The 12410-nt window shown below is 35.8% G+C and carries 12 protein-coding genes; 7 read left to right on the top strand and 5 right to left on the bottom strand.

Annotated features, from left to right (window positions below; genetic code table 11):
- Positions 1–118: 118 nt before the first annotated feature.
- Positions 119–910, bottom strand: a complete 792-nt coding sequence (locus F7888_RS00425; protein WP_191776033.1) for a carbon-nitrogen family hydrolase — start codon at positions 908–910, stop codon at positions 119–121.
- Positions 911–1005: 95 nt separating this feature from the next.
- Here F7888_RS00425 and F7888_RS00420 point away from each other — a divergent pair, with 95 nt between their 5' ends.
- From F7888_RS00420 to F7888_RS00405, 4 genes are all read left to right on the top strand, one after another.
- Positions 1006–2181: a pyridoxal phosphate-dependent aminotransferase gene (locus F7888_RS00420; RefSeq protein ID WP_191776030.1), complete on the top strand. Its 1176-nt coding sequence runs from the start codon at positions 1006–1008 to the stop codon at positions 2179–2181.
- Between the two features lie 85 nt (positions 2182–2266).
- The gene (gene cbpA, locus F7888_RS00415; protein WP_191776027.1) at positions 2267–2896 is read left to right on the top strand and encodes a cyclic di-AMP binding protein CbpA; all 630 of its coding nucleotides are present in this window, start codon (positions 2267–2269) and stop codon (positions 2894–2896) included.
- Between the two features lie 188 nt (positions 2897–3084).
- On the top strand, positions 3085–3348 hold the full coding sequence (locus F7888_RS00410; RefSeq protein ID WP_225228518.1) for an aspartyl-phosphate phosphatase Spo0E family protein: 264 nt from the start codon (positions 3085–3087) through the stop codon (positions 3346–3348).
- A gap of 159 nt (positions 3349–3507) precedes the next feature.
- Positions 3508–4455, top strand: a complete 948-nt coding sequence (locus tag F7888_RS00405; RefSeq protein WP_191776024.1) for an aldo/keto reductase family protein — start codon at positions 3508–3510, stop codon at positions 4453–4455.
- A 57-nt stretch (positions 4456–4512) separates the two neighbouring features.
- Here the strand turns inward: F7888_RS00405 and motB are convergent, their stop codons facing one another.
- Positions 4513–5280: a flagellar motor protein MotB gene (gene motB, locus F7888_RS00400; RefSeq protein ID WP_191776020.1), complete on the bottom strand. Its 768-nt coding sequence runs from the start codon at positions 5278–5280 to the stop codon at positions 4513–4515.
- Entirely contained in the window at positions 5273–6067 is a 795-nt protein-coding gene (motA, locus tag F7888_RS00395) for a flagellar motor stator protein MotA (RefSeq protein ID WP_191776017.1), read from the bottom strand. Before motA ends, motB begins: the two co-directional genes overlap by 8 nt.
- 220 nt (positions 6068–6287) lie before the next feature.
- On the opposite strand from motA, the gene F7888_RS00390 reads away from it, so the two are divergent.
- Positions 6288–7982, top strand: a complete 1695-nt coding sequence (locus F7888_RS00390; protein ID WP_191776014.1) for a M3 family oligoendopeptidase — start codon at positions 6288–6290, stop codon at positions 7980–7982.
- Between the two features lie 115 nt (positions 7983–8097).
- Positions 8098–8847, top strand: coding sequence for a type I methionyl aminopeptidase (gene map, locus F7888_RS00385; protein WP_191776010.1), 750 nt, complete (start codon positions 8098–8100; stop codon positions 8845–8847).
- A gap of 6 nt (positions 8848–8853) precedes the next feature.
- Here map and F7888_RS00380 read toward each other — a convergent pair whose 3' ends face one another.
- On the bottom strand, positions 8854–9156 hold the full coding sequence (locus F7888_RS00380; protein ID WP_191776008.1) for a hypothetical protein: 303 nt from the start codon (positions 9154–9156) through the stop codon (positions 8854–8856).
- Between the two features lie 103 nt (positions 9157–9259).
- On the opposite strand from F7888_RS00380, the gene F7888_RS00375 reads away from it, so the two are divergent.
- Positions 9260–10234, top strand: a complete 975-nt coding sequence (locus F7888_RS00375) for a DMT family transporter (protein WP_191776004.1) — start codon at positions 9260–9262, stop codon at positions 10232–10234.
- A 34-nt stretch (positions 10235–10268) separates the two neighbouring features.
- Here the strand turns inward: F7888_RS00375 and F7888_RS00370 are convergent, their stop codons facing one another.
- Positions 10269–12404: an ATP-dependent Clp protease ATP-binding subunit gene (locus tag F7888_RS00370; RefSeq protein ID WP_191776001.1), complete on the bottom strand. Its 2136-nt coding sequence runs from the start codon at positions 12402–12404 to the stop codon at positions 10269–10271.
- Positions 12405–12410 lie beyond the last annotated feature (6 nt).

Genomic DNA, 12410 nt, shown 5'->3' with positions numbered 1-12410 from the left:
TAATTTTTCACTTGATTCGAATTCTAACAAGAAAATGATGAAATTGTCAATCATTTTCATGCTTCTTTACCACATTCTGTAGTGAATTCAAGCTGAGGTTTTAACAGATCTTTCAATGTTATTCATAAAATGTTGGACGTCGATCTTGAAAGATGGGAATTTGCTTGCGAACATATTTTACTTTTTCAAGCTCAAGTGTTCCTTCTAAGATAGATTCTTCCCTATCTGCTTCAGCAAGAATTTCCCCCCAAGGATCAATAATCAAAGAATGTCCAGCAAATGTATTGTTTGGATCCTGCCCAGCACGGTTACAAGCAACAACATAACATTGATTCTCTATTGCTCGACTTATTAGGAGTGCCTTCCAATGATTTAAGCGCGGAAGTGGCCATTCAGCTACCACAAAGATAACCTCCGCGCCTCTCGTAGTATGTGCTCTAATCCATTCTGGGAACCGAATATCATAGCAAATCAATCCAGCAGAAGGGACACCATCTATTTCAAATAATCCCTTTTCCTGTCCAGGCTGCAAATAATGGTGTTCATCCATTAACTGGAACAAATGCAATTTACTATACTCTCCAGATAGCGAGCCTGAACGGTCAAAGACAAACATAGTATTGGTCACACCTTGCTCGCTTCCTTTTGCAATCGAGCCTGCAATAATATTGACATCGTACTTTTTAGCTAAATGACTCATCAATTCAATTGTTTCCTTGCCGTCAATATCGGCAAGTTCATCAAGTCTTGTTAAGTCATAGCCAGTTGTCCATAGCTCGGGTAATACAATAACATCCGGTTTTTCTTCTTGAATCATAAGATTGACTATCTTATCTTCAACAGATTTGATATTCTTGAATGGCTGACCAAAGGCAATATCTAGCTGAATAAGTGCTACTTTTACATTCATAAATGATACCTCTTTTCAAAAAATACTTTACAAGTTGTTATTAACAATATATGATTTGTGACTATAATTTCAAGAATTATTTGAGGTGTGTGACAATGAGACAATTTGAACAATCAGAACTGTTAAAAAGAATGCCGAAGCAATTTTTTGCTACTTTAGTACAAAAAGTAGGTGAAGTGATTGCACAAGGGCATGATGTGATTAATTTAGGCCAAGGTAACCCAGATCAACCAACCCCTTCGCATATCGTGTCGTCCTTACAGGAGTCTTGTGAGCAACCAATTCATCATAAATATTCGCCTTTTAGAGGACATGGATTTCTTAAGGAAGCAGTTTCGACCTTTTACAAAAGAGAATATGGTGTTGAATTAGACCCAGAAAAAGAAGTTGCTATTCTTTTTGGTGGGAAGGCAGGCCTTGTTGAAATACCGCAGTGTCTGATGAACCCAGGAGATGTTGCGTTAGTACCAGACCCAGGATATCCAGATTATTGGTCAGGTATTGAATTAGCGCGAGGAGTCATGGAATATATGCCGCTTTTAGAAGAGAATGGGTTCCTTCCGGATTATTCAACTCTGTCTGAAGACGTTATAGAAAAAGCAAAATTAATGCTATTAAACTATCCGAATAATCCAACTGGAGCGATTGCAACAAAGGAGTTTTTTGAGGAAACAGTTGATTTTGCAACAAATAATGATATTTGTGTTGTCCATGACTTTGCGTATGGTGCGATTGGCTTTGATGGGAAGAAGCCGATTAGCTTTCTTGAAACAAAAGGAGCGAAGGATATCGGAATTGAGATTTACACGCTTTCAAAAACGTATAATATGGCAGGCTGGCGAGTCGGATTTGCAGTCGGTAACGCAAGTGTCATAGAAGCGATTAACCTCCTTCAAGATCATATGTTTGTGAGTTTATTTGGGGGCATACAAGAAGCTGCTGCAACGGCCTTATTAGGATCTCAAGAATGTGTCAATCAGTTAGTAGACTTATATGACTCAAGAAGAAATACCTTAATTTCCGCTTTACAAGATATTGGCTGGGAAGTGAAGGCGCCAGCTGGCTCATTCTTTGCTTGGTTAAAGGTACCACAAGGATACACATCTGAAAGCTTTGCTGATCTTTTATTACAACAAGCTCATGTAGTAGTAGCACCAGGAATTGGATTTGGAAAATTTGGTGAAGGCTACGTTCGAGTAGGACTCCTGACGAATGAGGAGAGATTAAAAGAAGCAGCTGCTCGAATTAAATCATTGAAGCTTTTTAACTAGTATGTAGGTGAAAGATATTTTTTTAATCAGTCTATCAATAATGCTTTTTAGAAGGTAAAATAGAGCTATAGAGAGGAGTGGGATCATGAAAATTCGTTATAATTATGTAAGTAAAAATGAAGTAAAGTACTGTGATGAGTCATTTACTGTTGGTCAAGCATATGAACATTTAAAAGAAATTGGGTATCGTTCTGTTCCAGTATTAGCAGAAGGCGGGAAAAAGTTTCTAGGGTTTATTTATAAGGTTCATTTGCTCGAATACTTATACGAGAAAAAAGGAACGGAATCAGATCCAATCGAATCATTGATTAAGAATCAAGATGCATATATCTTTGAAGAAGACTCCTTTTTTAAAACGTTCCTTACGATTCGAAGATTACCATTCATTGCAGTGCTTAATCATTCTAACGAGTTCATTGGTATTATTACGCATGCAAACGTAATGGATGTTTTAGAAGACTCTTTTGGAATGAAGACGGGTGGATATACTCTAACAATTGCAACAATCGAGCACAAAGGTGCAATTAAGGATTTAGTTTCAGTAATTAAGGATATTAACATAGACGGTTTATTGACTCTAGACAATGGGGAAAGATATTTGCGCAGAATCATCTTGAATTTACCGAAGGAATTAACAGAAGAAAAGGTAAAAAAAGTGATTCGAAAATTGGAAGAAAAAGAATTCAGAGTGACACATGTTGATCAAATAAAATAATTCGATGAAAAAATGCCTCTGTCTACAGATGGCGTTTTTTTCTGATTGAATTATCGATAAAATTCACAAATGTGACATAAAAAACATGAAAAAAATGTCTAATATTGCGAACCTATTTACATATTTAGTATTATTTGTAATAATCTCAAAGTGACTATTTTGTTTGATGCAAAAAAGGGGTAGATGAGATGGAAATAATGACTGAATACCAAATAGGCGATTTGCGTGACTATATAAGTGAAAAAAGAAGTGAAATGATAGCAACAGCAACTATTGAAGGGTTCACTAGCGAAGAGACAATTAAGGTAAGTCAAGAATTGGACGAGCTAATTAACCAATACCACCGTCTTGTACAAAACAAGAAAAGAGAAACTCCCTCATTTCATCAATATATAAAACAAACACTTCTGTTTTTTTATGGTTCTAGATTTAAGTTGCATAATTTATCATAATAAAATAACAACCTTCCATAAAATAAATTGTATATTTAAAGATATTCAACAAAATTCGACTAAGTATTTCCCAGGTTATAACCTTTACGTTATTGGAAATTTCTGATAAATTTTAAGTAGGCACATTTTGTTTATCAGACGTTGAGGAGGCAATATAAAATGAAATATCGCCGATTAGGTCGATCAGGTTTAAAGGTTAGTGAAATTAGCTTGGGTAGTTGGTTGACCTTTGGGAAAACAGTGGATCAAGAAATTGCCACAAAAACTATACATAAAGCATATGAATTGGGAGTAAACTTCTTTGACTCTGCTAATGTTTATGAAAGAGGTCAAGGAGAGATAATCTTATCTAGAGCTTTAAAGAATTTCCCAAGAGAATCTTATGTTATTACTACGAAGGCTTATGGTGTAATGGGCGATGGACCAAATGATCGTGGACTCTCTCGCAAACATGTGATGGAACAGGTTCATAATAGTCTCAATCGTATGGATTTGGATTATGTTGATATTTTTTATTGCCACCGCTATGATAGTGAAACTCCAGTAGACGAAACATTACGAGCAATCGATGATTTAATTAGACAGGGGAAAATTCTATATGCAGGAGTTAGTGAGTGGTCAGCTGCACAAATCCAAGAGGCAGTATCTATTGCAGATAAGTATTTATTAGATCGAATTATTGTGAATCAGCCACAATATAACATGTTTCATAGAGATATAGAAGACGAGATTATTCCCGTCTGTGAAAAGCATGGAATAGGTCAAGTCGTTTTCTCTCCACTTGCTCAAGGTGTTTTAACGGGTAAGTACAAAGGCGGAAGCATTCCAACTGGGAGTAGGGGAGCAAATGATCAAGTGAATTCTTGGGTGAAAAAGATTATTAATGACATTGTACTGACTAAATTAGATCGACTTGAAGAGGTCGCATTAGAATTAGATATTACATTATCAGAGCTTGCGCTTTCTTGGATTCTAAGACAACATAATGTAGCGAGTACGTTGGTAGGAGCATCAAATCCAGAGCAAATTGCGATGAATGTCAGAGCCTCAGAAGTGAATTTGAGCTTTGATGCCATACATCGTATTGAAGAGATATTAACAATTTAGAATGAAAAAAATAAGCTACTTGAAAACAAAGTATACCTTTGTGATCAAGCAGCTTATTTAGTTATTAGGTAATATTAATATTTCCACTCGACGGTTTTGTTTTCTGCCTTCTGCTGTATCATTTGATGCAACAGGCTGGAATTCACCGTATCCTTTTGAACTGAACTTTTGTGGATCTAATTCTTTGTTTTCCAATAGAATTTTCATGAAATTGACTGATCTAATGACACTTAAATGCCAATTGCTATCAAATTGACTGTTTCGTATTGGTACATTATCTGTATGTCCACTTACGATGATATTTCTAGCTGGATTCATGACAAGAAATTGCGATATTTCTCTTGCAAGGACAACATCCTCGCTACGAACCTCTGCACTTCCAGAATTAAAGAAAGTGTCGTTAAGAAGAGTTACAAGTAAACCGTCTTCAGTTAACTGAGTTTCAAGGCTTGAATTAAGTTGATTTGAAAAGATATAATCATTTATCTTTTCTTGTAGTTCTTGTAATTCCTCTTGTTCTGCTACCTTTTGTTTTTCTTCTTCTTCTTCTTTTTCTTTTTCTTCTTCAGTTGGTTTGTCATCAGTAATCGGCTGAGGCTCTGCTGGTTCTGGAACTGGATTCTCAAAGTCCATAATTCCAGTTCCACCTACAAAAGCATTATTAAAGGAACTAGCAATTGCTTGGTATTTTTGAACATCAACTGTACTTGATGCGAAAAGAACAATAAATAATGCAAGAAGCAATGTCAGTAAATCTGCGTAAGGTATAAGCCATGATTCATCAACATGTTCATCATGATGTTGATGTTTCTTTTTCTTAGCCATTTATTGCTTCACCTTCAGTCGTCGTTACTCTTTGACGTTCTTTTATCGATAAGTAAGTCGATAATTTTTGCTCAATTGCTCTTGGTGCTTGTCCTTCTAATACTGACAATACGCCTTCAATCATAATGTATTTAACCTTTGTTTCTAGCTTCGATTTTCTTTTTAGCTTGTTTGCGAATGGATGCCACAAGACATAACCAGTGAAAATCCCAAGTAATGTTGCAATAAATGCACCAGAAATCGCATGGCCTAATGCGTCAGTGTCAGCCATGTTAGTAAGTGCAGCAATTAAACCTACTACAGCTCCTAATACTCCAAGAGTTGGAGCATACGTACCAGCTTGTGTAAATATTGCAGCTCCTGCCTGATGACGTTCCTCCATTGCTTCAATTTCTTCTGTCATGACATCACGAATAAATTCTGCGCTTTGACCATCAACCGCCATACTTAATCCATTTCTTAAGAATTCATCATCAATCTCAGAAACCTTTGCTTCAAGAGCTAGAAGTCCTTCTTTTCTAGCAATTGTTGCCCACTCTGTGAACATAGGGATTAATTCTTCAATAGAAGTCGTTTTAGTTTCTTTAAATAGTACGCCAAATAACTGAGGTACCTTTTTAATTTCACTACTTGGAAATGCGATGATAACGGCTGCTGCTGTACCAATAATAATCATCAATATTGCTGCAGGATTAACAAGGGCAGCCACACCTACGCCTTTTAATACCATACCTACGCCAACAGCTACTATTCCAAGTACAATTCCTATAAGCGATGTTTTATCCATTATTTCACCAAACCTTCTATATATTTTCATAAAATACTATGACAAACTATGTTGTCCGACTTTACTATCTATCTATTATATCGACATATTCCGCCAATCTTTAAGTGTGTTTTTTAAATGATGACATATTATAATGAATATGTTGACCCTATTAAAGGATTAATTAGAATCATGTAGAATATACTAACTATTAAGCAATCAAAGGAAAAGAGGGGTCTGAATGAATTTTAATGATTTTCAATATAGTCGTCCGAATATGGATGAATTTGAAATTGAATTTACAACAGCTCTAAATTTATTTACAGAAGCTAAATCTATTGAAGAACAAGATAAAGCGATGAAAGAAATTAATAGAATTCGTAATAAAATAGATACTGCCTTTAATCTATGCTATATTCGCCATACGATTGATACGAATGATGAGTTCTATAAAGAAGAGCAGGATTATCTAGATGAAATACAACCACTTGTTCAAGGATTAGTTACTAAGTATTATAAGGAACTTGTAAACTCACCGTTTAAAAAAGAGTTAGAGGCAAAATGGGGAAAGCAATTGTTTGCTTTAGCCCAAACACAGCTTAAGACCTTTTCTCCAGAGGTTGTGGAAGAGTTGCAACAGGAAAACAAGCTTACTTCTGAATACACAAAGCTTGTTGCATCAGCAAAGATTGAGTTTGAGGGTGAAGAACGTACTCTTGCACAGCTTCAGCCTTTTGCAGAATCAACAGATCGTGATATGCGTAAGAAAGCAAATGAAGTTCGATTCGAGTTCTTTAGTCAACATCAAAAGCAATTTGATGAACTCTATGACAAGCTTGTTCAAGTAAGAACAAACATTGCAAAGAAATTAGGCTATAAGAACTATGTTGAACTAGGCTATGCAAGATTAGGAAGAACTGATTACAATGCTGAAATGGTTGCTAATTTCAGGGATCAGGTAAAAGAGTATATTGTTCCTTTATCAGTTAAGTTAAGAGAACGTCAATCTGAACGTATTGGTTTAGATACTTTGAAATATTATGATGAAGGATTTAAATTCAGCACGGGAAATGCTACACCGAAAGGTTCTCCTGAATGGATTATTGATAACGGGAAGAAAATGTATCAGGAGCTTTCGCCTGAAACGAATGAGTTTTTTAACTACATGATTGACAATAACCTGATGGATTTAGTTGCTAAGAAAGGAAAAGCAGGTGGTGGCTATTGCACCTATATTCAAGACTACAAATCACCTTACATATTCTCAAACTTTAATGGAACTTCTGGTGATATTGATGTCTTAACTCACGAAGCAGGCCATGCTTTCCAAGTATATTCAAGCAGGCATTTTGAAGTACCAGAATACAACTGGCCGACATATGAAGCTTGTGAAATCCATTCAATGAGTATGGAGTTTTTCACATGGCCATGGATGGAGTTATTCTTTAAGGAGGATACAGATAAATATAAGTTCGCACATTTAAGTGAATCATTACTCTTCCTTCCATATGGTGTAGCGGTTGATGAATTTCAGCATTTTGTCTATGAGAATCCAACAGCAACTCCAAAGGAGCGTAATTTGGCGTGGCGTGAGATTGAGAAGAAGTACTTACCTGACCGTGATTATGATGGGAACACGTATTTAGAAAACGGTGGATTCTGGCAGCGTCAATCCCATATTTACACGACAGCTTTTTATTACATTGATTATACACTTGCCCAAATTTGCGCATTTCAGTTCTGGAAGAAGTCAAGAGAAGATCATAAGAACGCTTGGAGTGACTATTTAACTCTTTGTAAAGAAGGGGGAAGTAAGCCATTTACTGAGCTTGTACAGGTTGCGAACCTGTTATCCCCTTTTGAAGATGGAACAGTTCAATCTGTTGTTGATGAAATCGAAACATGGTTAAATAGTGTAGAGGATAAAAAATTATAAAAATTAAATAGGCAAGAGCTGATCTTATATTGGTATGACTATGAAAGTTCTTACTGTATAAGGTTAGCTTTTCTTTATTTATGAATATTCATTTCAGTAAAAAGGATGGTTAAATATGATTCATTTGAAGACAGAAAGAGAAATTCAATTAATGCACGAGGCAGGTAAGATTCTTGCGAATTGTCATAAGGAAATTGCGAAAATCATTGAACCAGGTATGACAACTATGTACATCGATCAATTTGTTGAAGATTTCTTAAAGAAACATAATGCTACACCTGAACAAAAAGGCTATAAAGGCTATAAATATGCAACATGTGCATCAATCAATGATGAAATTTGTCATGGTTTTCCTCGCAAAACGCCATTAAAGTCTGGTGATATTGTGACAATTGATATGGTCGTTAATTACAACGGAGCTCTTGCTGATTCTGCATGGTCATATGGTGTTGGTGAGATTTCTGAAGAAGCGAGCAAATTATTACAGGTAACCAAAGAAGCTTTATATAAGGGAATTGGGGTTTCTGGGATTGGTACTCGTATAGGTGATATAGGGCATGCGATACAAACATTCGCAGAAGGAGAAGGCTTCTCTGTTGTGAGAGAATTTATTGGTCATGGAATTGGACCTACCCTCCATGAACCACCAGAAGTACCTCACTTTGGATTACCCAATAAAGGCTTAAGATTAAAAGAGGGTATGGTATTCACAATCGAACCTATGATAAATGTAGGAGACTGGCCTTCTAAGATGGATAACAATGGGTGGACTGCAAGAACAGTTGATGGGTCATTGTCCGCACAATATGAACATACTATTGCCATTACTAAAAATGGACCAATCATTTTAACTGAGCAATTATAAAGAAAATTAAAAAATAAATAGCACATGCTTAAGCAGGGATGGCATAAGATATTTTGCTGAGAACTGAAGGAAGACTGGATAACAAGCAATAATCAGATTGCTAATAATACAAAATGTTACGTAGAATTTGGCATGCTTATTGTTTGTTTCAATTAAAAAAGCAAAAAGTGCACCCATTAAGCTTGTAAAGATAAACAATAGATTCCCATACAGTGTTCCGAGTCTTTCAAGGAAAATAATATATCCACTTGGGAATCCATTAAATAGAATGATAAGAAATGAAATGGCAAGTAATAGTTTTGAAGACAAAGACATTAGATCACCTCAGTTAAACTATATGTGCCAAAATTAGAAAAAGACCGGGCTTGTTTACAAAGGTTTGATTATAGCTAGATATGGAGTGATTTAGGATATGAAGGCGATATTAATTGGTATTGTATCATCTGTCTTTTTTGCAGTTACTTTCATTTTAAATCGCTCGATGGAATTAGCTGGTGGAAGCTGGTTATGGAGTGCTTCACTCAGATATTTTTTTATGATTCCATTTTTACTGATCATTGTTTTGATGAAAGGTAATTTAAAAGGATTATTTAAGGATTTACGAGCGTACCCAAAAACATGGATTTTGTGGAGTACAGTCGGATTTGGACTATTTTATGGTCCCATTACATTAGCTGCTGCATCAGGTCCGGGGTGGTTAGTAGCGGGTACCTGGCAATTTACTATCATCGCTGGAGCCCTCATTTTCCCACTCTTTTATGAGAACAGGAACACTGATGAAGGAACAATTAAGGTAAGGAGAACCATTCCTATCAAAGGCCTACTTTTCTCAAGTATTATCTTTCTTGGCATCATCATTATCCAAATTCAACAAGCAAGTCAAGGGTTATCTCTACAACTCTTTCTTATCGGTATTCTGCCAGTTTTGATTGCTTCCTTCGCCTATCCATTAGGGAATAGAAAAATGATGGAGCATTGTAAGGGGAATATGGATACTTTTAGTCGTGTTTTAGGTATGACACTAGCCTCATTACCTTTTTGGATTGCTCTTGCTTCTATAGGTTATGCAACAGAAGGATTGCCAAGCGGTTCTCAGGTGTTTCAATCATTTATTGTTGCATTAAGCTCGGGTGTTATTGCAACAGTGCTTTTTTTCTTTGCTACTGATATGGTGAAGGACGATTCTCCGAAGCTAGCAGCTGTCGAGGCAACTCAATCAACGCAAATCTTATTTGTTATCATAGGAGAGATGCTTTTTCTACAAGAAGCATTTCCAAGCTTCATCTCGATTATTGGAATTGGGATTATTATCATTGGAATGCTATTACACAGCATGGCCTCAAGAATGAACATAGTGATTCCAATAAAGAAAGCAAAATCTATCTAAAAACACCTACCCAAATGGGTAGGTGTTTTCGAATTTAATTTTTAATAGCAATGATTTGATTGTCTTCTAGTTTGATTAAGATAGTTGTTGCATCCTCTTGATCTAATAATACATCAGCAATTTGATCCTCAAGCTGTTCTTGTATAACTCGTCTTAATGGACGAGCTCCGAATGTCGGATGATAGCCTAATTCAGCGATTTTTTGTTTAGCTTCTTCTTCTACAGTGATTGTGACATTTTGGTCGAGAAGAGTTGTTCTTAACTCATCAAGCAATAAGTCAACAATTTGGAGAAGGTGAGTTTTTTCTAATTGTTTGAATTCAATAATACTATCAAATCTGTTTAAGAATTCTGGCTTGAAGAATGAACCAAGAGATTCTAAGATGGTGCTTTCCTTGATTGCGTCAGTTCCAAATTGATCAAAGCCAACCGTAATCTTTTTATGTCCAACACCAGCATTACTCGTCATGATGATAACAGTTTCTTTGAAGTTGATTGTTCTTCCTTGGCTATCAGTTAAACGACCATCTTCTAAGATCTGCAAGAACATATGCTGAACATCTGGATGTGCTTTCTCAATTTCATCTAATAAAATGATACTATAAGGATTTCTACGAACTCTTTCAGTTAACTGTCCTGCTTCTTCATGACCAATATAGCCTGGAGGAGAACCAATGATTTTTGAAATTGAATGTTTCTCCATATACTCACTCATATCTAAACGTATCATGCTTTCCTTTGTTCCGAATAATTCTTGAGCTAAGGCTTTGGATAATTCTGTTTTACCTACACCAGTAGGACCAACAAATAAAAAGCTCCCTATTGGACGATTTTTTGCCTTTAGACCAGCACGACTACGTCTAATTGCTTTTGAGACTTTCTTAACAGCTTCATCCTGACCAATGACTTTGCTAGCTAAAGCTTGCTCTAGTTGTTTCATCTTCATTTGTTCATTTTCATGAAGTTTTCCAACAGGGATCCCTGTCTTCTTTTCAATAATCTCTTGGATATCTTCTAAATGAACAGTGCCTTTTTGGTCGAGATTTTCTGCTTTTTCTAACTGCTTTTCTAGAAGTATTTCTTCATGTCTTAGTTTTGCAGCTAGTTCATAGTTTTCCTCAGATGCTGCTTTTTCTTTTTCAGAGGAGATGGCACTTAGTCTTTCTTGGATTTCTTTTAGATTTGGTTTATTTAAGGTGAGATTCTTTTTGGATCCAGCTTCATCCAGAAGGTCGATTGCTTTATCTGGAAGAAAGCGATCTTGAATATATCGATGTGATAACGTGACACAAGCGTTAATTGCATCGTTTGTATACAGAACATCATGGAAATCTTCATATTTAGATTTGATACCTTGAAGGATGAGTATCGCTTCATCAATAGAAGGCTCTTGAACAGTAATGGGTTGGAATCTTCGTTCAAGTGCTGCATCTTTTTCAATTTGACGATATTCCTTTAAGGTGGTTGCCCCAACAAGTTGTAGTTCTCCTCTTGCTAAAGCAGGCTTTAAGATGTTCCCAGCATCCATTGAGCCTTCTGCAGAACCTGCACCAACAATTAAATGAATTTCATCTATAAACAAAATCACATTTTTCCGTTTTTGAAGCTCTGAGATTAGTTTTTTCATACGTTCTTCGAATTGACCACGAACTCCTGTATTTGCTACTAAAGAAGCAACATCAAGTAAGTAGACTTCTTTATTAAGTAGCTTATTAGGAACCTCACCTGTAGCAATTTTTAATGCTAATCCTTCTACGATGGCCGTTTTACCAACTCCAGGCTCACCAATTAAGACAGGGTTATTTTTATTACGACGATTTAAAATTTCAATGACTCTTGCTACTTCTTCATCTCGTCCAATGACAGGATCAATTAAACCAGCACGTGCCATATGAGATAGATTTCGACCAAATTGATCTAGGAAACCATTGTTCTTTTTGCCTTGTTTTGAATTCGCTTCTTGTTGACTATTTGTATTGAAGTTAGAAAATCCCTTGAACATTTCATCAAATGAAAATGGTGAACTACCATTAGAGTTTGAAGGTATCTTAAAGTTGTTCTTCTCTTTTGAATAACAAGTACTACATAGAAGAACTTGCTTTAACTCATCATTTAATTGGATATTCAATTGAACAGTCGCTTCATTAGATTGACATACATGACATTTCATTAAGAA

It is taken from the genome of Litchfieldia stipae (assembly GCF_014837155.1).
Lineage (GTDB): Bacteria > Bacillota > Bacilli > Bacillales > Bacillaceae_L > Litchfieldia.
This window is presented reverse-complemented; position numbering and strand designations above follow the sequence as displayed.

Excerpts from the sequence above, each read along its gene's own strand:
- F7888_RS00425 (WP_191776033.1), bottom strand. The coding sequence starts at position 910 with ATGAATGTAAAAGTAGCACTTATTCAGCTAGATATTGCCTTTGGTCAG.
- F7888_RS00420 (WP_191776030.1), top strand. The coding sequence starts at position 1,006 with ATGAGACAATTTGAACAATCAGAACTGTTAAAAAGAATGCCGAAGCAA.
- cbpA (WP_191776027.1), top strand. The coding sequence starts at position 2,267 with ATGAAAATTCGTTATAATTATGTAAGTAAAAATGAAGTAAAGTACTGT.
- F7888_RS00410 (WP_225228518.1), top strand. The coding sequence starts at position 3,085 with ATGGAAATAATGACTGAATACCAAATAGGCGATTTGCGTGACTATATA.
- F7888_RS00405 (WP_191776024.1), top strand. The coding sequence starts at position 3,508 with ATGAAATATCGCCGATTAGGTCGATCAGGTTTAAAGGTTAGTGAAATT.
- motB (WP_191776020.1), bottom strand. The coding sequence starts at position 5,280 with ATGGCTAAGAAAAAGAAACATCAACATCATGATGAACATGTTGATGAA.
- motA (WP_191776017.1), bottom strand. The coding sequence starts at position 6,067 with ATGGATAAAACATCGCTTATAGGAATTGTACTTGGAATAGTAGCTGTT.
- F7888_RS00390 (WP_191776014.1), top strand. The coding sequence starts at position 6,288 with ATGAATTTTAATGATTTTCAATATAGTCGTCCGAATATGGATGAATTT.
- map (WP_191776010.1), top strand. The coding sequence starts at position 8,098 with ATGATTCATTTGAAGACAGAAAGAGAAATTCAATTAATGCACGAGGCA.
- F7888_RS00375 (WP_191776004.1), top strand. The coding sequence starts at position 9,260 with ATGAAGGCGATATTAATTGGTATTGTATCATCTGTCTTTTTTGCAGTT.
- F7888_RS00370 (WP_191776001.1), bottom strand. The coding sequence starts at position 12,404 with ATGAAATGTCATGTATGTCAATCTAATGAAGCGACTGTTCAATTGAAT.